Below are 20,762 nucleotides of genomic sequence, written 5' to 3' on the forward strand. Positions count from 1 at the left end.
CCCATGATCATCGCCATCGGTAGCGTTATCCTCCTCGCAGCCATCTGCCTGCTGGGCGTGGCCGTGCTCCTGCCAAGCGCACCCTCGGTGCCGCTGGACCGCCGTCGCCCGTTTGAACCCGAGCCGCCATCCTCGCTGACCCGCGTGGCCTTGTCCGCAGTCAGGTCCTTCGAACGCCTCCTCGCCGGCCGGAACGTCAAGCCCTTTGCCCGGGCCGAACTGGAGAACGCAGGCCTGCGGCTCAGCCAGGCCGAGTTCTTCCTCCTGGTGGGGATCGGCGCCTGCGTCGGCATGCTGGTGGGCCTGGTCACTGTTGGCCCCGTCATGGGACTGCTGCTGGCCCTGCTGGCACCCTTCGTGGGCAAACTGGTCCTCGGGTTCCTGGCCGGCAAGCGCCGCACCGCCTTCGACAGCCAGCTGGGCGACACCCTGCAGCTGCTCTCCGGCGGCCTGCGCGCAGGGCACAGCATCCTGCGCGCCATCGACGCCGCGGCGACCGAGTCGCAGAAGCCCACCTCCGAGGAAATGCGGCGGGTGATCACCGAGACCAGCCTTGGCCGCGACCTGCTCGCCGCCCTCAACGACACCGCCGACCGGATGAAGAACGAGGACTTCGTGTGGATCTCGCAGGCCATCCAGATCAACCGCGAGGTGGGCGGCAATTTGGCCGAGGTGCTGGACCAGGTCAACGAAACCATCCGCGAGCGCGCAGAGATCAAGGGCCACATCAAGGCCTTGGCCGCGGAAGGCAAGTTCTCCGCCTACATCCTGATCGCCATGCCGTTCGGCATTGTGGCCATGCTGCTGGCCGTGAGCCCCAACTACATGAACGCGATGTTCACCCATCCGCTGGGCTGGGTGATGATCGGTGCCTCCTTTGTCCTGATGACCATCGGTGCGCTGTGGATGCGCAAGATTATCGACCTGAAGTTCTGAGGACCCCATGAACCTCATCGTCCTGCTGTCCGTCCTGCTGGTCTGCATCCCCCTGGGTGCCATGGCCTGGTCCGTCCTGACCGTGGACAAGCAGGGCCGCGTCGCGGTTACCGACCTCCTCTCCCGTGGCGCCCCGCCCGCCGCAGTTGCACCTGCATCCACGCCGAGCCTGCTGGAAGGCATCGGCCGGCGCGTCACTCCCCCGGCCTACGTGGCTTTCCTGGACCGGCTGCTGTCCCTCGCCGGCCGGCCCGCCTCAATGCCGCTGGGAAAGGTGCTGGGGTCCAAGCTCGCCCTCGGCCTGGCGGGCGTGGCGGTGGGCCTCTGGCTCGCGGGCATCGGAAGCAGCCCGTTGATGAAGCTCGCCGGCATCTTCGTCCTGGTCCTTGGCTACTTCATCCCGGACCTCCTCCTCTACAGCAAAGGCCAGGAGCGGCAGAAGGCCATGCAGCTTGAACTGGCCAACACGCTGGACCAGATGCTGATCTCCGTGGAGGCAGGGCTCGGCTTCGAAGGCGCCATGGCCCGCGCCGGCGAGAACGGCAAGGGCCCGCTGGCCGAGGAACTGGTCCGCACCCTCCAGGACATGCAGGTGGGACGCAGCCGCCGTGAGTCCTACATCGCCCTGGCGGAACGGACCAGCATCCCTGAGCTGCGCAGCTTCGTGCAGGCAGTGGTCCAGGCCGACACGTACGGCATCGCCATCAGCCGGGTCCTGCGTGTCCAGGCGAAGGTAATGCGCGTCAAGCGGCGCCAGCGGGCCGAGGAAAAAGCCATGAAACTGCCGGTCATGATCCTTTTCCCGCTGTTGTTCTTCATCTTCCCGGTCCTCTTCATCGCCATCCTGGGACCGGCCGTGATCAATACGGTGATGACGTTCAGCGGACAATAATCGATACGCAGGGCGACGGCAAGGTTGCCTCAAGGTTTACACAGAATGATAAGAAATTGGACGCCGAAGGATTTCCAGGAAGTAGCCTTGAACAATGCAGAGTCAGGATCCCGGTTCCAGCGGAAAGAGCCCCGCTGTGGACTCCCCGCTGGCCGGGGTCCCGTTGCCTGCCGCTCCCGGGCCGGCGGCACGCACGGCCCTCTCACTCGAAGCGGCTGCGCTCTTGCCGTTGATTGACGCAGCCGTGCTGGCCGAACTCGAGGACGAACTGGCCGGTTCAGGACTGGCCCAGCGTTTCGCCCGCGACTACGCCGCCATGTGGGACCTGCGCCTGGCGCGGCTGGGAACAGCCGTGGACACCCAGGACGAGGCCGCTGCCCTGGATGCCGTCATCAGCCTGAAGATCAGCTCTGCCATGGTGGGCGGTGTCCGGCTGGCCAGGCTCGCCGAAGTCCTCGAAGGCCTCATCCGGAAGGGCGACTTTCTCCAGGGCCAGGCCATGATGGCGGGGGTGGCCCAGGATGGAGCCCGGACGGTGTCCGAGCTCCAGTCGACCTACATCCTGGAAAAGGGCTGACGCTCAGGCGTCATCGGGCCTGCGCGGTGCGAGCCGGTAGCCTACCCCGCGGACGGTCTGCAGCCAGCGCGGAGACAGCTGGTCCTCCTTGAGCTTGCGCCGCAGGTTTCCCACATGCACCTCCACGGCCCGCTCATCCGCCTCGCTGATGTACGTGTCGTGGTCATAGAAGTCGCCCCGTACGGCGCGCACCAGGTCAGCCCTGGTGCACACGGCACCGCCGCCCTTGAGCAGGACGTGCAGCAGGTCGAATTCACTGCGGGTCAGTCCCAGCGGCTCACCCTTGACCTCCACCGTGCGTGTCCGGTGGTTCAGGAGGAGGCCGTTGTGCTGCAGCACCGCCGGGTCGGCGTGTACGGCAGGGGCCGCGGCCTGTCCCCAGTGCGACGGGGACGGCTGCTCCCCCGCGACCTCGTGCCGGGGCCTGCGCATCATTGCCGCCACCCTGGCCCGGAGTTCCCGCGGCCTGAAGGGTTTGGCAATGTAGTCGTCCGCGCCGGCATTCAGAGCCGACAGGAGGTCCGGTTCTTCCGTCCGTCCCGTCAGCATCACCACGTACGCGTTACTGAAATTCCGGATTCGCCGCAAAACCTCGAAGCCGTCAATATCCGGCAGGCCAATATCGAGCGTAACAACGTTGGCCTGCTTGCTGCGGACCACCTCAACCCCGGCCCGCCCATCAACAGCTGTATGCACTTCGAAGCCCGCTTGTGTCAGTACGCCTTCCAGGAGGTTCCGTACATCCGCGTCATCTTCGATTACTACAGCTACACCAAGATCGTCCATTGCTATCCCTGCGCCAGGCGGAGATGGCCCCCCATTGGCCCAGCGCCAATGCCATTCCCGCTCCAACCATTTATACGCTACTAGTAAGCCCTGCTGATCACAGCTGAATTCGCCCCGAAAATTGAAAAGTCAATTATTATGACAAGACGTGTGCAGTATGGAGCGGAAAGGGTAAGAAGCGGGGTAGGGAAAGCAATAGAAAGACCCCGCGGGGCCTGCCATCCAGTTGTGAAGGGGTACGAGTCAGAAACATGGCTGAGCCATTGTTCCACCGCGGGCCCGGCCGCATCTTCCGGCGGCTGGGACCACGCGCCCAAGTGGTGCTGTGCCAGCTTCCCCTGACCGTGGTGGTGGCCGTCATCGCACTGATCACGCCCTCCGCGTGGCCATCCTTGTTGGGAAGTCCCTGGTACGGGGCCGGCGTGGCCCTGCACGGACTCCTGTTCCTGGCGTGCTTCCTGGTTCCCTGGGAACGCCTGCCGCACAGGCCGTACCTGCTGGTCCCCGTCCTGGACTTCCTGGCGATTGGCCTTATGCGCAACGGTGCGGCACCGCTCTTGCCGGGGCTGGCCGTCCTGGCGGTCTTCCCGGTCATCTGGCTCTCCGCATCCGGCATGCTGGCCCGCACCAGCCTGGTCCTCAGCTTCCTGGGGCCGTTCTTCATCATGGCTCCCACAGCGATTGGCCATCTTCCCGCCGTCACCGCATCAGACCTCACCACGGTGGTGCTCTTCCCCGTGATGATGCTCGCCGTTTCCCTGGCGATCCGCTTCGCGAGCGTGAACCTGCGCCTGCAGCAGCGCGAGCTGGCAGAGAAGGACCGTGAGCTCCGGAACCTGCTGGCGGCAAGCCGGGAACGGGAGAAGCTGCTTGAAACCGTCCTGGACGCCACCGACGTCGGAATTGCCGCCGTCGACAGTTCCGGCCACTTCCTGGTGTCCAACAGCCGCCAGCGCAACTTCCGCCGCGCCACGGGCGCTGACGACGCCATCCCGGGCCAGGGGCACCAGCTCATCTTCGGCCAGGACCGGCGGACGCTGCTTCCGCCTGACCGCCGGCCCATCAGCCGCGCCATGGCGGGGGAATCCTTCGCCGACTACCTCGTGTGGGCCGGTGAAGGCCCGGATCAGCGCGCAGTATCCACGGCGGCGCGTCCATTGGTCAGCGAGGACGGCAGGCTCACAGGAGCCGTTGTGGTCTACACCGACGTCACGGGCTGGGTGGAATCCCTGGCCGCCAACCAGGACCTTATCTCCAACGTCTCGCACGAGTTCAAGAACCCCTTGAACTCCATCATTGGCAACGTGGACCTGGTCCTGGAAGAGGCGGACAGCCTGCCACCGCACCTGGCCCAGCGGCTCCTGGTGGTCCAGCGGAATGCTGAGCGGCTCCTGGAGCTGGTGGCCGACCTCACCGCCACCACCGCCCTGAACGTCCACCCCAAGCGGACAGACCTCGCCAGCCTGGTGGAGACCAGCCTCAGTTCGGCCCTGGCCTCGGCGCAGCGGTCCCATGTGGAGATCGCAGCCGACGTCCCCTCACCGTTGTGGGCCTACGCGGACCCGCTGAGGATCGGGCAAGTGCTGGACAACCTGGTCTCGAACGCCATCAAGTACTCACCGGACGGCGGAAGGATCAGCATTAGCGCGACGACGGATCCGCAGTGGGTGCGGCTGAGCGTCAGCGACACCGGGATGGGCATCTCCGACGACGACGCCGCCAAAGTCTTCAACCGCTTCTTCCGGACCGAATCGGCGCAAAAGGCGGCCATCCCGGGTGCAGGCCTGGGCCTCTCCATTACCCGGATGATCGTGGAGCGCCACGGCGGCAGCATCATGTGCGAGAGCGGGGAAGGCCAGGGCAGCACGTTCACGGTGACGCTCCCCGCAGAGGGTCCTCCGCCGTCGTTTTAGCAACGACCCGGATCAGTGCTCGCGGACGGCCCTGGTCTGTTCGGCGCGGGCCAGCATTTCGCTGTCCGAGGGGTAGGCCACTTCCTCCAGCACCAGCGGATGGGGGGCCGCGAGGACCGACTTGGCGTCCCGCTTCTGCAGCAGCAGACGCTCGTGCAGCCAGCCCGGTTCTTCAATGCCTTCCCCCACGTACAGTGCCGAGCCGATGAGGGCCCGCACCATGTTGTGGCAGAACGCGTCCGCCTGGACGGTGGCCACAATGACGCCGTCCTCGCCGCGCCGGAACTCAAAGCGCTGTAGTTCCCTGATGGTGGTGGCTCCTTCGCGGGGCTTGCAGAAAGACATGAAATTCTGCAGGCCCAGCAGCTGTGATGCACCCTGGTTCAGCAGGTCCTCGTCCAGCGGGTTCTTGTGCCACAGCGTGAAGTACCGCTCCAGCGGGTCCCACAGGGCGGGCCCGTCGGCTATCCGGTAGCTGTAGCGCCGCCAGAGCGCGGAAAAGCGTGCGTCGAAGCCCGCGGGTGCCGGCGAGATTTTGTGGACCTCCACCGCCCCGTGCAGATCACCCAGGGACCGGTTCAGGGCACCGCGGAGGCGGCGCAGCATGGCGACGGCGGGATCAAGTTCGTGCCCGCGCGGCAGCCCCAGCCACTCGGCTTCGGTGAGGTCCAGGTGGACTACCTGGCCGCGGGCGTGCACGCCGGCGTCGGTCCGCCCGGCAACTGTGACCCGCACCTGGCGCCGGACCAGCAGCTCGATGGCTTCCTCGAGAACGCCCTGGACAGTGCGCAGGCCGGGCTGCAGCGCCCACCCGCTGAACGGGCCGCCGTCGTACGAAAGGTCAAGCCGGATACGCAAAAACCCGCCGCCCCCTGGAACGGGGGCCGCGGGTTTTTGGTGGTTCACAGACCTAAGTCTATGCGAAGAGAATCAGCGAATTACTTCGCGTCCTTCTCCTCAGCGGCGGGAGCCTCGGCAGCTTCCTCAGCGGCGGGTGCCTCTTCGGTTGCAGCTTCTTCGGCAGGAGCCTCAGCAGCTTCGGTCTCGACGACCTCGGCCTCGGGAGCTTCTTCTGCAGCGGGGGCAGCAGCAGCTTCCTTCTTGTCGGCGTCGCGCTTTGCAGCGGAAGTAGCCTCAGCAACTACGGCCTGCTTCGCGGAAACCGGCTCGAGGACCAGTTCGATGACAGCCATGGGAGCGTTGTCGCCCTTGCGGTTGCCGATCTTGGTGATGCGGGTGTAGCCGCCGTCGCGGTTCTCCACAGCCTGGGCGATGTCGGTGAACAGCTCGTGGACGACGCCCTTGTTGCTGATCAGGCCGAGCACGCGGCGGCGGGAAGCGAGGTCGCCACGCTTGGCGAACGTCACCAGGCGCTCTGCGTACGGCTTCAGGCGCTTGGCCTTGGTCACCGTGGTGGTGATCCGCTTGTGCTCGAACAGGGATGAGGCCAGGTTCGCGAGCATGAGACGCTCGTGAGCCGGGCCGCCGCCGAGGCGCGGACCCTTAGTGGGGGTAGGCATAATTGTTTCTCCTCATGTGGAAGCCGTGGGCGGCACACCATGGTGCTGCCCGCCGGCCAAGGTCTGGTTTAGAGTTCGTCGTCGCCGAAAGCGGCGTCGTCCTCTTCGATTGCTGCGGCGCGTGCTGCGAGGTCAAAACCGGGAGGCGAGTCCTTGAGGGACAGGCCCAGTTCAACCAGCTTTGCCTTGACCTCGTCAATGGACTTGGCACCGAAGTTGCGGATGTCCATCAGGTCAGCCTCGGAGCGGGCAACGAGTTCACCCACGGTGTGGATGCCCTCACGCTTGAGGCAGTTGTAGGAACGGACGGTGAGGTCCAGATCCTCGATCGGCAGTGCCATGTCGGCTGCCAGCGCAGCGTCGGTGGGCGACGGGCCGATCTCGATACCTTCAGCTGCGGTGTTCAGCTCACGGGCCAGACCGAACAGTTCCACCAGGGTGGTGCCTGCGGAAGCAACGGCATCGCGCGGGGCGATGGCCTGCTTGGTCTCGACGTCGACAATCAGCTTGTCGAAGTCGGTGCGCTGCTCAACACGGGTTGCTTCCACGCGGAAAGTAACCTTCAGCACCGGCGAGTAGATGGAGTCAACCGGGATACGGCCGATCTCTGCGTCGCCGGACTTGTTCTGAGCTGCCGAAACGTAGCCGCGGCCGCGCTCGATGGTCAGTTCGAGTTCGAACTTGCCCTTCGAGTTCAGCGTGGCGATGTGCAGATCCGGGTTGTGGAATTCGACGCCGGCCGGCGGAGCGATGTCCGCGGCGGTGACGACTCCGGGGCCCTGCTTGCGCAGGTAAGCCACGACAGGCTCGTCGTGCTCGGAGGAAACCGAGAGGCTCTTGATGTTAAGGATGATCTCGGTGACATCTTCCTTGACACCCGGAACCGTGGTGAACTCGTGCAGCACACCATCGATCCGGATGCTGGTTACGGCAGCACCGGGGATGGAGGAGAGCAGGGTACGGCGGAGGGAGTTTCCGAGGGTGTAGCCGAAGCCCGGTTCCAGCGGTTCGATGATGAAACGCGAACGGTTTTCGGAGACGACCTCTTCGGAGAGGGTGGGGCGCTGTGCAATGAGCACTTAGGTTTCCTTTCGGCGAGCATCCGCTATATGACGCAACACAGGTGGTGGAAATTCGGTCTGAAGACTTAACGCGCTGGGCTTGCCCGGACCATCACTGGTCCGGGCAAGCTCCTGCTGCGGAAAAGAATTAGACGCGGCGGCGCTTCGGCGGGCGGCAGCCGTTGTGCGCTGCGGGGGTGACGTCCTGGATGGAGCCAACCTCAAGGCCTGCGGCCTGCAGCGAACGGATGGCGGTTTCGCGTCCGGAACCCGGTCCCTTGACGAAAACGTCTACCTTGCGCATGCCGTGCTCCTGCGCACGCTTGGCAGCGGCTTCGGCAGCCATCTGGGCAGCGAACGGGGTGGACTTGCGCGAGCCCTTGAAGCCAACCTCACCGGAGGAAGCCCAGGAAATAACAGCGCCGCTCGGATCCGTGATGGAAACGATGGTGTTGTTAAAGGTGCTCTTGATGTGCGCCTGGCCAAGCGCGATATTCTTCTTGTCCTTCTTACGCGGCTTGCGAACCGCGCCACGAGTCTTCGGGGGCATTTTTTCTCCTACAGAAAGTTATTGGGGAAAGTCCGTAAATCCCGGGCGGGAATTTTAACGGGCCTTCTTCTTGCCGGCGACGGTACGCTTCGGGCCCTTGCGGGTACGTGCGTTGGTCTTCGTACGCTGACCGCGTACGGGCAGGCCCTTGCGGTGGCGCAGGCCTTCGTAGCTGCCGATCTCAACCTTGCGGCGGATATCTGCTGCTACTTCGCGGCGAAGGTCACCCTCAACCTTGTAGTTGCCTTCAATGTAGTCACGCAGCTCAACCAGCTGGGCATCAGTCAGGTCCTTGACGCGGACGTCAGCGCTGATGCCAGTGGCAGCCAGGGTTTCGTGTGCACGGGTCTTGCCCACGCCGTAGATGTAAGTAAGCGCAATTTCCAGCCGCTTTTCGCGGGGAATGTCTACGCCAGCGAGACGAGCCATAGTGGCAGTACTCCTTGATAAACCGGAGGTCGTAGGCAGTACACCCGCACGTTCCGTGCGGCCCCAGCCTCCGACCGGGGGTTAGCTGTCCGGACTCTTTCGAGCTCAATGTTCCAGATCAGCTTGTGCTGCCTTTATTTACTTGCGTGGGTTAGCAACCCAGGATTTCCTTCAGGGAAGGAAATTAGCCCTGGCGCTGCTTGTGGCGCGGGTTCTCGCAGATCACCATGACCCGGCCATTACGGCGGATCACTTTGCACTTTTCGCAGATCTGCTTGACGCTCGGCTTGACCTTCATGGCATTCCTTTGCGTGTAGCAGTTTGGTCAACTGGAGCAACGGTCAGCTTGCACTGCCGCAGCCCAGCAATTTACTTGTAGCGGTAGACGATACGACCACGGGTGAGGTCGTACGGGCTCAGCTCCACCACTACGCGGTCCTCAGGGAGGATTCGGATGTAGTGCTGACGCATCTTTCCAGAGATGTGTGCCAGAACGATGTGCTTGTTGGTGAGCTCAACGCGAAACATCGCGTTAGGCAGCGCCTCGGTCACAACGCCTTCGATCTCAATGACCCCGTCCTTCTTGGCCATACCCTCCGCTAACTGTTGTTGCCGCAGCCCCGCCGGATAGCACCGGGCATGACCACGAACGTTTTTGTTGGATCGATTGCCGCCTCCAGGCCCAAAAGGGCGTGGCAGTCCAGACAACCAACAAACAACACTACCCTGTTGGCCGGTAAAAGTTAAATCGGCCATAGTAGCCTACGCGGTGCGGTACGCACCATATTCACCGGCCGGGGTGGCCACGGGATCTGCTGCGGCCACGCCGTCAAGGATCGCCAAACGGACGACGTCGGCTGCCGCGCTTTGGAGCGTGATGAGGCTGTCCTGCCGGGCAGCTTCGTCGGAGCGGTCGAGTGCGACGGCGCCGGTTGCCAGGCAAAAAACGGTATCCCCGTCAGCCAGGGTATGGCTCGGAATCAAGGCCCGGGCAATCCCCGCATGGGATGCAGCGGCCGTACGTTTACATTCGGCCCCATCAAGTACGGCATTGGTAGCCACGACGACAAGAGTGGTATTGAGCGGGGCACCGTGTGCGGGCTGCGCCGGCTGGACGGGCGCGCCAAACGGGAGCCCAAGTGCGTTGACTACGGCCAGCGCGCCGACTACAACCCCGTTCTCCAGCGTGACGGACGCCGTGCCAACTCCCCCTTTGTACTGCCCCCTGCCGATAAGGGCGCCGGCTCCGGCACCGGTATTGCCGCGTCCGACGTCGTGCCCTTCCCCTTGTGCTGCTGCGGCGGCCGTTGCCGCGTAGCCCATCTCCGGCGTCGGCCGTGCGGAGAAGTTCCCGCCCCTGCCCAGGTCGAAGATGGCGGCGGCGGGGACAATGGGCACCACTCCCCCGGGGACGGCGAAGCCGCGGCCGTTTTCCTCGCACCAGCGCTGGGCACCGGTGGCAGAGGCCAGGCCATAGGCACTGCCGCCGGTGAGAACGACGGCGTCCACTGTGCGGACCAAGGTAGTGGGATCGAGGGCGTCTGTTTCGTGGGTGGCCGGGCCGCCGCCCTGGACGTCAACCGAGCCCACCGTACCCGGGGGTGGCAGGACCACGGTGACGCCCGTCAGCCAGCCGTCGGTGTTCTTTTGGACGTGGCCCACGCGGATGCCCGGGACATCGGTAAGGGTTCCCATTCCCCTATTGTCCCCTCTGCTGGCGCGCCCCTGCCGCATCGGCAAACTTTATGCGAGACTGCAAACAACACAGGGTTAATGGGCAACGAAGCCTTTGTTAACTATTTGAGGAGAAGGGCTTTTTCAGGGGTTTCGCCCACCGACAATGTGGTGAAGTAATGGCTTGATTCCCCTTACCCGCGACCGGCCACGAGCTGGCTCCGAAACCCGTGAGAGATCCGCATGACACGTCAACTCTCCCCACGACCCTCCACCAGGCCCGCTGGCCCCGGTGGCAGCACCGCTAAAATACCCCACAGGCGGTGGAGCGCAAGGAACCGCCGCGATTTCTTTGTTTTCCTTGCCATGGCCTTGCCCAACCTGATACTGATCGCCGTCTTCACGTACCGGCCGCTGTTCAGCAACATGTACTACTCCACGCTGGACTGGACGCTGGGTTCCCCCTCCGCAACCGTGGTGGGCCTGGGTAACTACGTCACCTTCTTCACCAGCAACGATGCACCGAAGGTGCTGGGCACCACGGCAGTCTTCACCTTGGTCACCGTAGGCGGTTCCATGATCCTGGGACTGCTGGTGGCGCTGGCCCTGAACGCCAGGGTCCGCGGCACCACGTTCGCCCGGTCCGCGGTCTTTGCCCCCTATGTCCTCTCCGGCGTCGGTGTCGGCCTGGTGTGGTTGTTCATTTTCGATCCCGGCTATGGCGTCCTTGCCTGGCTGCTCCGCGGCATCGGCCAGCAGAGCCCGCAGTGGATCAACGATCCCCAGCTGTCCCTGGTCATGGTGATCCTGGTGTACGTCTGGAAGAACCTGGGCTACTGCGCGGTGGTGTACCTCGCCGGGCTGCAGTCCCTGCCGACCGAAGTCATGGAGGCGGCGTCCCTCGACGGCGCCAACGGGTTCCGGCGCTTCGTCAGCATCTCCCTGCCGCTGCTGTCCCCCACCACGTTCTTCCTCCTGATCACCACTTTGCTCAGCTCGCTGCAGGCCTTCGACCTCATCAGGATCATGACGCCACTGGGCACCGGCACCAGCACCCTGATCTACGAGGCCTACCTCCAGGCCTTCGGCGCCTACAACAGGGCCGGCTACTCCGCAGCCATTTCCGTGGTCCTGTTTGCCATCCTCCTGGTGATCACCGTGCTCCAGCTGCGGTTCGTGGAACGAAAGGTTCATTACTCGTGACGTCCCTCTCACCGGTGAGCCCGGACCCCACCGCCCCCGCCGTCTCCGCTCCAGACCCGGGCCTGCGTCCCGACCGGCCGTTCTCCCGCCGGAACCTGGTCCAGACCGTGGTGGGCGGCTACCTGCCCCTGATCATTGCCACCCTGGTGGTATTCCTGCCCCTGCTGTGGATGGTGCTCAGCTCCTTTAAGACTTCCGGCGAGATTGTCACCACCGACCTGAAAATCCTCCCGGAAAGCCTGAACCTAGAGAACTACCGGACCGCAATGACCACGGTCCCGTTCGGCCAGTTCTTCCTGAACAGCACCATCGTCACGCTGGCAGGGGCCACCATCAAAGTGATCCTGGCGATCCTGACGGCGTATGCCCTGGTCTTTGTCCGCTTTCCGTTCCGGAACTTCATCTTCCTCCTGATCCTGGTGGCCCTCATGGTGCCACCGCAGGTGTCCATCCTGCCCAACTTCATCCTCATCGCGGGGATCGGCGGCAAGAACACGCTGTGGGGGATCATCCTCCCCGGCCTGGGCACTGCGTTCGGTACCTTCCTGCTGCGGCAGCACTTCCGGACCCTGCCGGCGTCCATCCTGGAATCGGCCGAGATGGACGGGGCCGGGCACTGGCGCCGCCTCTGGCAGATCGTGGTCCCCGTGTCCGTTCCCTCCATCGCCACCGTAGCGCTGGTGACCATCGTGACCGAATGGAACGACTACATCTGGCCGCTCATCATCACGGACCGGCCGGAAACCATGACCCTGCCGGTGGGCCTGACCCTGCTGCAGAACAACGAAAGCAACGCAGCCGGCTGGGGCGTCCTCATGGCCGGCGCGGTCCTGGTCATCGTTCCCATCCTGATCGTCTTCGCGGCCCTGCAGCGCTACATCGTGGCGGGCCTCACCCAGGGCAGCGTGACCGGCTAAGCCGCCGGCCGCCGTCGTACTTCCCAACCTTTTAGTACCCCCCTTCCGCAGGCAACAACCGAAAGGAACTGTCATGACACTTCACCTGGACCGGAGGCACTTCCTGGGCCTGGCAGGGGCCACCGCCTCTGCCGCTGCCCTGGCCGCATGCGGCGGACCCTCGACAACCGGCGGTGGCCAAGCCACATCCCAGGCAGCCGACATCGACTTCAGCGGCGTGAAGCCGGCGGCAAAGATCGACTTCTGGTCCAGCCACCCGGGCCAGTCACAGGACGTTGAGAAGAGCCTGATCGAAAAGTTCCAGGCCAAAAACCCTGGCATCACCGTCAACCTGGTCACGGCAGGGGCCAACTACGAGGAAATTGCCCAGAAGTTCCAGACCGCGCAGGCCGCCAAGTCCGGCCTCCCCGGAGTGGTTGTCCTCTCCGACGTGTGGTGGTTCCGGTACTACACCAACGGGAGCATCATTCCCGTGGACAGCCTGACCAAGCAGCTGAACATGAAGATGGACGACTTCCAGCAGTCGCTGGTCAACGACTACAAATACGACGGCAAGCAGTGGGCGCTCCCCTACGGCCGCTCCACTCCGCTGTTCTACTACAACAAGGACCACTTCGCCGCAGCCGGGCTGCCGGACCGTGCACCCAAGACGTGGCAGGAATTCGCTGAGTGGGCCCCGAAGCTGAAGGCAAGCTCCGGCGCCCAGTACGCCTACATCTACCCAGCGCTTGCCGGGTACGCGGGCTGGACGCTGCAGAACATGCTCTGGGGCTGGGGCGGTGGCTGGTCCAAGGAATGGGACATCACCTGCGACTCCAGCGACTCCGTGGCCGCACTGCAGTGGGCCCAGGACTCGATCTACAAGGACAAGTGGGCAGGCGTCTCCTCCAAGGAAGCGGCGGACGACTTCTCCGCAGGGCTGACCTCGACCACCATTTCCTCCACCGGTTCGCTGCTGGGAATCCTGAAATCGGCAAAGTTCAACGTGGGCGTTGGCTTCCTGCCCGGCGGCCCGAAAGCGGAGACCAACGTCTGCCCCACGGGCGGCGCGGGCCTGGGCATCCCCAGCGGCATCACCAAGGAGGAACAGCTCGCGGCCGGCATGTTCCTGGACTTCGTCACCCAGCCGGAGAGCACCGCCGAGTTCTCTGCCGCCACCGGGTACATGCCCACCCGCAAGTCGGCTGACATGACGGCAGTCCTGGCCAAGACACCGCAGATCAAAACCGCCATGGACCAGCTCGCGGTGACCAAGGTCCAGGACAACGCCAGGGTGTTCCTGCCGGGCGCCGACCAGGAAATGGCGAAGTCCGCAGCGAAGATCCTCACGCAGCAGGGCGACGTCAAGGCCACCATGACGGACCTGAAGACCACGCTGCAGGGCATCTACGACAAGGACGTGAAGCCGAAGCTGAAGTCCTAGCGGAATTCGCTACGCCGAAACGCCGGTGACGCGCAAAATCCCTGCCGACCCCATTATTTCGGGGTCGGCAGGGATTTTCTGCGTCGTGGGGGAAAATGCACGTCCCTTACGGGATCGGGACCGGCGTAACGCCTAGGGGCACCAGGTGCGCCGCACCGCCGTCGGGCGCGGAAAGAACCCAGATCCCCCTGTCGTGGACTGCCACGGAGTGCTCCCACTGGCAGGAGCGCTGGCCGTCCGTGGTCACAACGGTCCAATCATCCTCCAGGACCGCGGTCTCGATGCTGCCCCGCACCAGCATGGGCTCAATGGCCAGGCAAAGGCCGGCCTTGACCTTGGGTCCGCGGTGGCTGGTGCGGTAGTTCAGGACGTCCGGGGCCATGTGCATCTCGGAGCCGATGCCGTGCCCCACGTAATCCTCCAGGATGCCCAGCGGCTTGCCCGGGACCGAGGACACGTAATCGTCGATGGCCGCTCCGACGTCACCGACGTGGCCCCGCTTGGCCAGCGCAGCGATCCCGTGCCACATGGCAGCCTGGGTCACATCGGAGAGCCTCTGGTCTTCAGGATCCGCGGTTCCCACGATCACGGTGCGGGCGGAATCCGAGTGCCACCCGTCGACGATCGCGCCGCCGTCGATGGAGATGATGTCGCCGTCCTGCAGCACGCGGTTGCCAGGAATTCCGTGCACCACTTCCTCGTTCACGGACGTGCAGATGGTGGCCGGGAAGCCATGGTAGCCCAGGAAGTTGGACTTGGCACCGGCCTCGTTGAGGACGGCGGCGAAGACATCGTCAAGGTGCTTGGTGGTGACCCCGGGAACTGCGGCGGTGACGGCGGCGTCCAAGGCGCGGCTGAGGACCAGTCCGGCCTCATGCATGGTACGCATTTGGGCGTTGTTCTTGATTTCGATGCGGGGCTGGCCGAAGGCCATGATGTGTCCTTTCAAATGGCTGAGGCTCCTCCCGGATGCCGGGAGGAGCCTCGATAAAACTTGGGCGCCTTGGGTCAGGCTGCCTGCGCGGCCTTGATGGCCTGCATTACGCGGTTGGTGACTTCGTCGATGGGACCGATCCCGTCAACCTTGGTGAGGATGCCGCGGTCTGCGTACTTGGCCACCACGGCTTCGGTCTGCTCGTGGTACAGGTCCAGGCGGTGGCGGATGACGGCTTCGTTGTCGTCGCTCCGGCCCGTTTCCTTGGCACGCCCCAGGAGGCGGTGTACCAGTTCTTCGTCGTCGGCAGTCAGCTGCAGGACCACGTCGAGCTTCTCGTCGCCGTCGGCGAGGATCTCGTCAAGGTAGTCAACCTGCGCGGTGGTGCGCGGGTAGCCGTCCAGCAGGAAGCCGTTTTCGACGTCGGACTCGTTCAGCCGGTCGCGGACCATCTTGTTGGTCACGCTGTCCGGGACGAAGTCGCCGTTGTCCATGTACTTCTTGGCCTCAATACCGAGAGGGGTTTCACCCTTCACGTTGGCCCGGAAGATGTCGCCGGTGGAGATGGCCACAACGCCGAGGCGTTCTGAAATCCGCTCCGCCTGCGTTCCTTTTCCGGAACCGGGAGGTCCAATAATCAGCATTCTCGTCATCGCAAAAGCCCTTCGTAGTGACGTTGTTGTAGCTGCGCATCAATCTGCTTTACGGTCTCCAACCCAACGCCCACCATGATCAGGATCGAGGTGCCACCGAACGGGAAGTTCTGGTTTGCGTTGATCAGCACGAGCGCCACCAGCGGAATCAGTGCCACGAAGCCCAGGTAGAGGGCGCCGGGCAGCGTGATCCGTGAGAGCACGTACTGCAGGTAGTCAGCGGTCGGCCTGCCGGCGCGGATACCTGGGATGAAGCCGCCGTACTTCTTCATGTTGTCTGAGACTTCTTCAGGGTTGAAGGTAATCGCGACATAGAAGTAGGTGAAGAACACGATCAGGAGGAAATAAACCGCCATGTAGATCGGGTGGTCTCCGCGGGTGAGGTTGTTGTTGATCCACTCAACCCACGCTGGCATGGACTCGCCGTTCCGGGGCTGGTTGAACTGCGCGATCAGCCCGGGAATGTAGAGCATGGAAGAAGCGAAGATCACCGGAATGACGCCGGCCATGTTCACTTTGATGGGAATGTAAGTGCTGGTGCCGCCCACGGTGCGCCGCCCGATCATCCGCTTGGCGTACTGCACCGGAATGCGGCGCTGTGACTGCTCGACGAAGACCACCAGGGCCACCGTGAGCAGACCCACCACCAGGACCAGGAAGAAGGTTCCCGGTCCCTGCGAGGTCCAGATGGCACCCAGCGAAGTGGGGAACTGGGCGGCGATGGAAGTGAAGATGAGCAGCGACATGCCGTTGCCCACGCCCTTCTCCGTGACGAGCTCGCCCATCCACATGATCAGGCCGGTGCCGGCCGTGAGGGTGATGATGATCAGGATGGTGGTGATGATGCTGCTGTCAGGGATCACCGGCAGCTGGCAGCCGGGAAGCAGCTGCCCTGAGCGGGCCAGGGACACCAGGGTGGTGGCGTTGAGCAGGCCCAGAGCGATGGTGAGGTAGCGGGTGTACTGGGTCAGCTTGGACTGTCCCGAGGCGCCCTCTTCGTAAAGCTGCTGGAACCGGGGAATGACCACCCGGAGCAACTGGACGATGATGCTGGCCGTGATGTACGGCATGATGCCCAGGGCGAAGATGGACACCTGGAGCAACGCGCCGCCGCTGAAGAGGTTGACGAGCTGATACAGCCCGCCGGCGGTCTGACCGTTATGCAAGCATTGCTGGACATTCTGGTAGTTCACACCTGGCGAGGGAATGAAAGCACCCAAGCGGAAGATGGTGATGATTCCCAGCGTGAACAACAACTTGCGTCGCAGATCAGGCGTGCGAAAGGCCCGGCCAAATGCGCTAAGCAAGCGTCCTCCTGTGGTGTCAATAAGGGTGGGGTGGCGGAATTTGATAAATCCCGACATCCGAGTCTAACGGGTCTAGGACCCGACCGAACAATCCGGGCCCCCGCGCATGCGCCGGATGGCGGGAATTGTTCGCCGGGCGGATATGAAAAACTCCCGGTATCCGGGGCCGAAGCCCGCGGATACCGGGAGTTCAACAGCTGGCGCCGTCCCTTTAGAGGGCGGTGGTGCTTCCGCCTGCTGCGGCAATTTTTTCTGCGGCGCTGGCCGAGAATGCGTGGGCGGTGACGTCAACCTTGACGGTGATGTCGCCGGTGCCCAGCACCTTGACGGGCTGGTTCTTGCGAACGGCACCCTTTTCGACCAGGTTCTCCACGGTGACTGCGCCACCTTCCGGGAACAGCTCGTTGAGCTTGTCCAGGTTTACAACCTGGAACTCAACCCGGAACGGGTTCTTGAAGCCGCGCAGCTTCGGCAGGCGCATGTGCAGCGGCAGCTGGCCGCCGGCAAAGCCAGCCTTCACCTGGTAGCGGGCAGCCGTACCCTTGGTACCGCGACCGGCGGTCTTGCCCTTGGATGCCTCACCACGACCAACACGGGTCTTGGCGGTCTTGGCACCCGGTGCGGGACGCAGGTGGTGAACCTTCAGGGCGCTCTGCTTCTCAGCAGCCTGCGCCTTATCAGCAGTGTTCTCTGCCATTTACTTCGCCTCCTCTACCTTTACCAGGTGCGGAACCGTGTTGAGCATTCCAACGGTCACGGCGTCGGCGGTGCGGACAACGGTGTGTCCAATCCGCTTCAGGCCGAGGGACCGCAGGGTATCGCGCTGGTTCTGCTTGCCGCCAATGGCGGACTTGATCTGAGTGATCTCCAACTGAGCGTCGGAGGGGACCAGGTTCTTAGCCAAGACTAAACACCTGCCTTCGGAGCCAGGAGGGCCTTCACCAGCGCAGCCGGAGCGATCTCGTCCAGCGGCAGGCCGCGGCGTGCAGCCACTGCTGCCGGCTCTTCGAGGCGCTTCAGGGCATCAACGGTCGCGTGAACGATGTTGATGGCGTTGGAGGAACCGAGCGACTTGGAGAGGATGTCGTGGATGCCCACGCACTCCAGTACTGCACGGACCGGACCGCCGGCGATAACACCGGTACCGGCGGAAGCCGGACGCAGCATTACGACGCCGGCAGCGGCTTCACCCTGAACGCGGTGCGGGATGGTGTTGCCAACGCGGGGAACGCGGAAGAAGGACTTCTTGGCCTCTTCAACGCCCTTGGCGATAGCAGCGGGAACTTCCTTGGCCTTGCCGTAGCCCACGCCGACCATGCCGTTACCGTCACCAACGACGACCAGTGCGGTGAAGCTGAAGCGACGACCACCCTTGACGACCTTGGAAACGCGGTTGATGGTGACAACGCGCTCTACGAACTGGTTCTTTTCGGCTTCACGGCCACCGTCGCGGCCGCCACGGCCACCGCGGTCGCCGCGGCCCTGGCCACGGTCGCCACGCTCGCCGCGACGGGCGCCACCACGGCGGTCCTCGGCAGCGGGGGCAGTGGTCTCAGCAGCTGCGGCTTCGGGCGCCTTCTGATCTGCAGACACAGTGTCCTTTTCCTTGTTTGCTTCGGTCACAGTGACAGCCCACCTTCGCGTGCACCGTCAGCGACGGCGGCAATCCGGCCGTGGTACTTGTTACCACCACGGTCGAAGACAACAGCCTCGACGCCGGCAGCCTTGGCACGTTCGGCAACGAGCTCGCCAACGCGCTTGGCCTTGGCAGTCTTGTCACCGTCGAATGCACGAAGGTCGGCTTCCAGGGTGGACGCGCTTGCTACGGTCTGGCCAATGGTGTCATCGACAACCTGGACAAATACGTGGCGTGCGGAACGGTTGACCACCAGACGGGGGCGGGCAGCCGTACCTGAAATGCGCTTGCGGATACGAAGCTGGCGGCGGCTGCGACCAGCAGCCTTGCTCTTGTTCGTACGCTTCTTGTTAATGGAGATGGCCATGGTTACTTACCAGCCTTTCCGACCTTGCGGCGGATGACTTCGCCTGCGTAACGGATGCCCTTGCCCTTGTAGGGGTCAGGCTTCCGCAGCTTGCGAATGTTGGCAGCGACCTCGCCGACCTGCTGCTTGTTGATACCTGAGACAGAGAGCTTGGTCGGTCCCTCTACTGCAAAGGTGATGCCGGCCGGAGCCGAAACGTTGACCGGGTGGCTGTAGCCCAGAGCGAACTCAAGGTCAGATCCCTTGGCCTGAACGCGGTAACCGGTACCGACGATTTCAAGCTTCTTCTCGTAGCCTGCGGTGACGCCCTGGATCATGTTGGCGATCAGGGTGCGGGTCAGGCCGTGGAGCGAACGGGAGGCGCGCTCGTCGTTCGGGCGGCTGACGGTCAGGGTGTTGTCATCCAGGGCAACCTCGATGGGGCTGGCCACTGTGTGGGTCAGCTCCCCCTTGGAACCCTTGACGCTGACGACAGAGCCGTCAACCTTGACCTCAACGCCGGCAGGAACGGTGATGGGGAGACGTCCAATACGTGACATTTTTCTCTTCCTTTCCCGTTACCAGACGTAAGCGAGGACTTCGCCGCCCACGCCCTTCTTGCCGGCCTGCTTGTCAGTCAGGAGGCCGGAAGAGGTGGACAGGATTGCGATACCCAAGCCACCGAGCACGTGGGGCAGGTTGGTGGACTTCGCGTAAACGCGGAGGCCCGGCTTGGAGATGCGGCGTACACCGGCGATGGAACGCTCGCGGTTCGGACCGAACTTGAGGTCCAGGGTCAGCTTCTTGCCAACCTCAGCGTCCTCTTCCTTCCAGCCGGCGATGAAACCTTCGGCCTTGAGGATGTCGGCAACGCGTGCCTTGAGCTTGCTGTAAGGCATAGACACGGAGTCGTGGTATGCCGAGTTTGCGTTACGCAGGCGCGTAAGCATATCTGCGACAGGATCTGTCATTGTCATGTGGGCTCATGCCCTTCCTCGTAACGGTTTCCGCCGTTCCATCCCCTGGGGAGCGGAGCGGCCGGACCTTTTACGTAGTTAATTAAGCTTCGGTTTTGAACGGGAAACCAAGCGCCTTGAGCAGCGCGCGGCCTTCGTCATCGGTCTTGGCGGTGGTGACAACCGTGATGTCCATACCGCGGACGCGGTCGATCTTGTCCTGGTCGATTTCGTGGAACATAACCTGCTCGGTCAGACCGAAGGTGTAGTTGCCGTTGCCATCGAACTGCTTGCCGCTCAGGCCGCGGAAGTCGCGGATACGGGGCAGTGCCAGGGTGACCAGGCGGTCCACGAATTCCCACATGCGGTCGCCACGCAGGGTTGCGTGTGCACCGATGGGCATGCCTTCGCGCAGCTTGAACTGTGCGATCGACTTGCGGGCCTTGGTAACCTGCGGCTTCTGGCCGGTGATCTGGGTGAGGTCGCGGACAGCGCCGTCGATCAGCTTGGAGTCCTTGGCGGCATCTCCAACACCCATGTTCACAACGACCTTCACCAGGCGGGGTACCTGGTTCACGTTCTCGTACTTGAATTCATCCTGGAGCGTTGCCTTGATGGATTCGGCGTACTTGGTCTTCAGACGAGGAACGATCTTCGTTGCCGGAGTCTCGAGAGTCTCAGTCATTAGATGTCCTTCCCGGAGCTCTTGGACACGCGGATACGGACGGTCTTCTTGACACCGTTCTTCTCCACAGTGTCGAGGCGGAAGCCCACGCGGGTCGGCTTCTTGGTCGACGGGTCAACCAGGGCCACGTTGGAAATGTGGATCGGGGCCTCTACGACCTCGATGCCGCCAGTCTTGGTGCCGCGCTGCGACTGTCCAACACGGGTGTGCTTGGTGACGCGGTTGATACCCTCAACCAGCACGCGGTTGGTGTCGGTGAAGACGCGCAGAACCTTGCCCTGCTTGCCGCGGTCGCCGCCACGCTCAGCCTTGGCGCCAGTGATGACCTGAACCAGGTCACCCTTCTTGATCTTTGCAGCCATGG

The 20,762-nt window shown here is 63.6% G+C and carries 27 protein-coding genes; 7 read left to right on the forward strand and 20 right to left on the reverse strand.

What is annotated here, in order from left to right; translation table 11 throughout:
- Positions 1-3: 3 nt before the first annotated feature.
- The 3 genes from NIBR502770_RS12255 to NIBR502770_RS12265 all read left to right on the forward strand — a co-directional run bounded on the left by NIBR502770_RS12255 (position 4) and on the right by NIBR502770_RS12265 (position 2,405).
- Positions 4-936 (forward strand): type II secretion system F family protein, encoded by a 933-nt coding sequence (locus tag NIBR502770_RS12255; protein WP_141182117.1) that lies wholly within the window; start codon positions 4-6, stop codon positions 934-936.
- A 7-nt stretch (positions 937-943) separates the two neighbouring features.
- A complete protein-coding gene (locus NIBR502770_RS12260; RefSeq protein WP_141182118.1) occupies positions 944-1,828 on the forward strand; it encodes a type II secretion system F family protein in 885 nt (294 codons plus the stop codon).
- A 94-nt stretch (positions 1,829-1,922) separates the two neighbouring features.
- A complete protein-coding gene (locus tag NIBR502770_RS12265) occupies positions 1,923-2,405 on the forward strand; it encodes an Hpt domain-containing protein (RefSeq protein ID WP_141182119.1) in 483 nt (160 codons plus the stop codon).
- Between the two features lie 3 nt (positions 2,406-2,408).
- Here NIBR502770_RS12265 and NIBR502770_RS12270 read toward each other — a convergent pair whose 3' ends face one another.
- On the reverse strand, positions 2,409-3,191 hold the full coding sequence (locus NIBR502770_RS12270; RefSeq protein ID WP_141182120.1) for a response regulator transcription factor: 783 nt from the start codon (positions 3,189-3,191) through the stop codon (positions 2,409-2,411).
- A gap of 251 nt (positions 3,192-3,442) precedes the next feature.
- Here NIBR502770_RS12270 and NIBR502770_RS12275 point away from each other — a divergent pair, with 251 nt between their 5' ends.
- Positions 3,443-5,104, forward strand: coding sequence for a cell wall metabolism sensor histidine kinase WalK (locus NIBR502770_RS12275; RefSeq protein WP_141182121.1), 1,662 nt, complete (start codon positions 3,443-3,445; stop codon positions 5,102-5,104).
- Positions 5,105-5,116: 12 nt separating this feature from the next.
- On the opposite strand, the gene NIBR502770_RS12280 is transcribed toward NIBR502770_RS12275, so the two are convergent.
- From NIBR502770_RS12280 to NIBR502770_RS12315, 8 genes are all read right to left on the reverse strand, one after another.
- Positions 5,117-6,010 carry a tRNA pseudouridine(38-40) synthase TruA gene (locus NIBR502770_RS12280; protein WP_141182122.1) on the reverse strand — a complete coding sequence of 298 codons (894 nt, stop codon included), beginning with the start codon at positions 6,008-6,010 and terminating at the stop codon, positions 5,117-5,119.
- Between the two features lie 32 nt (positions 6,011-6,042).
- Entirely contained in the window at positions 6,043-6,624 is a 582-nt protein-coding gene (gene rplQ, locus NIBR502770_RS12285; protein ID WP_141182123.1) for a 50S ribosomal protein L17, read from the reverse strand.
- Positions 6,625-6,692: 68 nt separating this feature from the next.
- Positions 6,693-7,703, reverse strand: a complete 1,011-nt coding sequence (locus NIBR502770_RS12290) for a DNA-directed RNA polymerase subunit alpha (protein WP_013601812.1) — start codon at positions 7,701-7,703, stop codon at positions 6,693-6,695.
- Positions 7,704-7,833: 130 nt separating this feature from the next.
- A complete protein-coding gene (gene rpsK / locus NIBR502770_RS12295) occupies positions 7,834-8,235 on the reverse strand; it encodes a 30S ribosomal protein S11 (protein ID WP_018760435.1) in 402 nt (133 codons plus the stop codon).
- A 54-nt stretch (positions 8,236-8,289) separates the two neighbouring features.
- Complete coding sequence (gene rpsM / locus NIBR502770_RS12300) at positions 8,290-8,664, reverse strand: 30S ribosomal protein S13 (RefSeq protein WP_003803743.1); 375 nt, start codon at positions 8,662-8,664, stop codon at positions 8,290-8,292.
- Between the two features lie 184 nt (positions 8,665-8,848).
- Positions 8,849-8,962 carry a 50S ribosomal protein L36 gene (rpmJ, locus tag NIBR502770_RS12305; protein ID WP_009358722.1) on the reverse strand — a complete coding sequence of 38 codons (114 nt, stop codon included), beginning with the start codon at positions 8,960-8,962 and terminating at the stop codon, positions 8,849-8,851.
- Between the two features lie 71 nt (positions 8,963-9,033).
- Complete coding sequence (gene infA, locus NIBR502770_RS12310; protein ID WP_009358723.1) at positions 9,034-9,255, reverse strand: translation initiation factor IF-1; 222 nt, start codon at positions 9,253-9,255, stop codon at positions 9,034-9,036.
- Between the two features lie 171 nt (positions 9,256-9,426).
- A complete protein-coding gene (locus tag NIBR502770_RS12315; protein WP_141182124.1) occupies positions 9,427-10,359 on the reverse strand; it encodes a P1 family peptidase in 933 nt (310 codons plus the stop codon).
- Between the two features lie 222 nt (positions 10,360-10,581).
- Between NIBR502770_RS12315 and NIBR502770_RS12320 the strand changes: the two genes are divergently transcribed.
- The 3 genes from NIBR502770_RS12320 (at position 10,582) to NIBR502770_RS12330 (ending at position 13,881) form a co-directional block, all read left to right on the forward strand.
- Positions 10,582-11,541: a carbohydrate ABC transporter permease gene (locus tag NIBR502770_RS12320; RefSeq protein ID WP_210418862.1), complete on the forward strand. Its 960-nt coding sequence runs from the start codon at positions 10,582-10,584 to the stop codon at positions 11,539-11,541.
- The gene (locus NIBR502770_RS12325) at positions 11,538-12,458 is read left to right on the forward strand and encodes a carbohydrate ABC transporter permease (protein WP_141159778.1); all 921 of its coding nucleotides are present in this window, start codon (positions 11,538-11,540) and stop codon (positions 12,456-12,458) included. Before NIBR502770_RS12320 ends, NIBR502770_RS12325 begins: the two co-directional genes overlap by 4 nt.
- Before the next feature lie 73 nt (positions 12,459-12,531).
- Positions 12,532-13,881 carry an ABC transporter substrate-binding protein gene (locus NIBR502770_RS12330; RefSeq protein WP_141182126.1) on the forward strand — a complete coding sequence of 450 codons (1,350 nt, stop codon included), beginning with the start codon at positions 12,532-12,534 and terminating at the stop codon, positions 13,879-13,881.
- A 106-nt stretch (positions 13,882-13,987) separates the two neighbouring features.
- Here the strand turns inward: NIBR502770_RS12330 and map are convergent, their stop codons facing one another.
- From map to rplX, 11 genes are all read right to left on the reverse strand, one after another.
- Positions 13,988-14,815: a type I methionyl aminopeptidase gene (gene map / locus NIBR502770_RS12335; RefSeq protein WP_141182127.1), complete on the reverse strand. Its 828-nt coding sequence runs from the start codon at positions 14,813-14,815 to the stop codon at positions 13,988-13,990.
- 74 nt (positions 14,816-14,889) lie between these two features.
- Positions 14,890-15,459 carry an adenylate kinase gene (locus NIBR502770_RS12340; protein ID WP_210411207.1) on the reverse strand — a complete coding sequence of 190 codons (570 nt, stop codon included), beginning with the start codon at positions 15,457-15,459 and terminating at the stop codon, positions 14,890-14,892.
- A 5-nt stretch (positions 15,460-15,464) separates the two neighbouring features.
- A complete protein-coding gene (secY, locus tag NIBR502770_RS12345) occupies positions 15,465-16,775 on the reverse strand; it encodes a preprotein translocase subunit SecY (RefSeq protein ID WP_141159774.1) in 1,311 nt (436 codons plus the stop codon).
- Positions 16,776-16,986: 211 nt separating this feature from the next.
- Entirely contained in the window at positions 16,987-17,472 is a 486-nt protein-coding gene (gene rplO / locus NIBR502770_RS12350; RefSeq protein WP_141159773.1) for a 50S ribosomal protein L15, read from the reverse strand.
- A complete protein-coding gene (gene rpmD / locus NIBR502770_RS12355) occupies positions 17,473-17,679 on the reverse strand; it encodes a 50S ribosomal protein L30 (protein WP_009358731.1) in 207 nt (68 codons plus the stop codon).
- Positions 17,680-17,681: 2 nt separating this feature from the next.
- A complete protein-coding gene (gene rpsE / locus NIBR502770_RS12360; RefSeq protein WP_141159772.1) occupies positions 17,682-18,398 on the reverse strand; it encodes a 30S ribosomal protein S5 in 717 nt (238 codons plus the stop codon).
- Positions 18,395-18,778, reverse strand: coding sequence for a 50S ribosomal protein L18 (rplR, locus tag NIBR502770_RS12365; RefSeq protein ID WP_141159771.1), 384 nt, complete (start codon positions 18,776-18,778; stop codon positions 18,395-18,397). Before rplR ends, rpsE begins: the two co-directional genes overlap by 4 nt.
- A 2-nt stretch (positions 18,779-18,780) precedes the next feature.
- On the reverse strand, positions 18,781-19,317 hold the full coding sequence (gene rplF, locus NIBR502770_RS12370) for a 50S ribosomal protein L6 (protein WP_141159770.1): 537 nt from the start codon (positions 19,315-19,317) through the stop codon (positions 18,781-18,783).
- 18 nt (positions 19,318-19,335) lie between these two features.
- A complete protein-coding gene (rpsH, locus tag NIBR502770_RS12375; protein ID WP_015937843.1) occupies positions 19,336-19,734 on the reverse strand; it encodes a 30S ribosomal protein S8 in 399 nt (132 codons plus the stop codon).
- An 82-nt stretch (positions 19,735-19,816) separates the two neighbouring features.
- Positions 19,817-20,398 carry a 50S ribosomal protein L5 gene (gene rplE, locus NIBR502770_RS12380; RefSeq protein WP_018769138.1) on the reverse strand — a complete coding sequence of 194 codons (582 nt, stop codon included), beginning with the start codon at positions 20,396-20,398 and terminating at the stop codon, positions 19,817-19,819.
- Positions 20,398-20,760 (reverse strand): 50S ribosomal protein L24, encoded by a 363-nt coding sequence (gene rplX / locus NIBR502770_RS12385; protein WP_015937845.1) that lies wholly within the window; start codon positions 20,758-20,760, stop codon positions 20,398-20,400. The genes rplE and rplX overlap by 1 nt, the downstream gene beginning before the upstream one ends.
- Positions 20,761-20,762 lie beyond the last annotated feature (2 nt).

It is taken from the genome of Pseudarthrobacter sp. NIBRBAC000502770, assembly GCF_006517815.1.
Lineage (GTDB): Bacteria > Actinomycetota > Actinomycetes > Actinomycetales > Micrococcaceae > Arthrobacter > Arthrobacter niigatensis.

Excerpts from the sequence above, each read along its gene's own strand:
- NIBR502770_RS12330 (WP_141182126.1), top strand. The coding sequence starts at position 12,532 with ATGACACTTCACCTGGACCGGAGGCACTTCCTGGGCCTGGCAGGGGCC.
- rpmJ (WP_009358722.1), bottom strand. The coding sequence starts at position 8,962 with ATGAAGGTCAAGCCGAGCGTCAAGCAGATCTGCGAAAAGTGCAAAGTG.
- NIBR502770_RS12260 (WP_141182118.1), top strand. The coding sequence starts at position 944 with ATGAACCTCATCGTCCTGCTGTCCGTCCTGCTGGTCTGCATCCCCCTG.
- rplF (WP_141159770.1), bottom strand. The coding sequence starts at position 19,317 with ATGTCACGTATTGGACGTCTCCCCATCACCGTTCCTGCCGGCGTTGAG.
- rplO (WP_141159773.1), bottom strand. The coding sequence starts at position 17,472 with ATGGCAGAGAACACTGCTGATAAGGCGCAGGCTGCTGAGAAGCAGAGC.
- NIBR502770_RS12320 (WP_210418862.1), top strand. The coding sequence starts at position 10,582 with ATGACACGTCAACTCTCCCCACGACCCTCCACCAGGCCCGCTGGCCCC.
- infA (WP_009358723.1), bottom strand. The coding sequence starts at position 9,255 with ATGGCCAAGAAGGACGGGGTCATTGAGATCGAAGGCGTTGTGACCGAG.
- rplQ (WP_141182123.1), bottom strand. The coding sequence starts at position 6,624 with ATGCCTACCCCCACTAAGGGTCCGCGCCTCGGCGGCGGCCCGGCTCAC.
- NIBR502770_RS12255 (WP_141182117.1), top strand. The coding sequence starts at position 4 with ATGATCATCGCCATCGGTAGCGTTATCCTCCTCGCAGCCATCTGCCTG.
- rplE (WP_018769138.1), bottom strand. The coding sequence starts at position 20,398 with ATGACTGAGACTCTCGAGACTCCGGCAACGAAGATCGTTCCTCGTCTG.
- map (WP_141182127.1), bottom strand. The coding sequence starts at position 14,815 with ATGGCCTTCGGCCAGCCCCGCATCGAAATCAAGAACAACGCCCAAATG.
- rplX (WP_015937845.1), bottom strand. The coding sequence starts at position 20,760 with ATGGCTGCAAAGATCAAGAAGGGTGACCTGGTTCAGGTCATCACTGGC.
- NIBR502770_RS12315 (WP_141182124.1), bottom strand. The coding sequence starts at position 10,359 with ATGGGAACCCTTACCGATGTCCCGGGCATCCGCGTGGGCCACGTCCAA.
- rpsK (WP_018760435.1), bottom strand. The coding sequence starts at position 8,235 with ATGCCCCCGAAGACTCGTGGCGCGGTTCGCAAGCCGCGTAAGAAGGAC.
- rpsM (WP_003803743.1), bottom strand. The coding sequence starts at position 8,664 with ATGGCTCGTCTCGCTGGCGTAGACATTCCCCGCGAAAAGCGGCTGGAA.
- NIBR502770_RS12340 (WP_210411207.1), bottom strand. The coding sequence starts at position 15,459 with ATGCTGATTATTGGACCTCCCGGTTCCGGAAAAGGAACGCAGGCGGAG.
- NIBR502770_RS12275 (WP_141182121.1), top strand. The coding sequence starts at position 3,443 with ATGGCTGAGCCATTGTTCCACCGCGGGCCCGGCCGCATCTTCCGGCGG.
- NIBR502770_RS12270 (WP_141182120.1), bottom strand. The coding sequence starts at position 3,191 with ATGGACGATCTTGGTGTAGCTGTAGTAATCGAAGATGACGCGGATGTA.
- rpsH (WP_015937843.1), bottom strand. The coding sequence starts at position 19,734 with ATGACAATGACAGATCCTGTCGCAGATATGCTTACGCGCCTGCGTAAC.
- rplR (WP_141159771.1), bottom strand. The coding sequence starts at position 18,778 with ATGGCCATCTCCATTAACAAGAAGCGTACGAACAAGAGCAAGGCTGCT.
- NIBR502770_RS12265 (WP_141182119.1), top strand. The coding sequence starts at position 1,923 with ATGCAGAGTCAGGATCCCGGTTCCAGCGGAAAGAGCCCCGCTGTGGAC.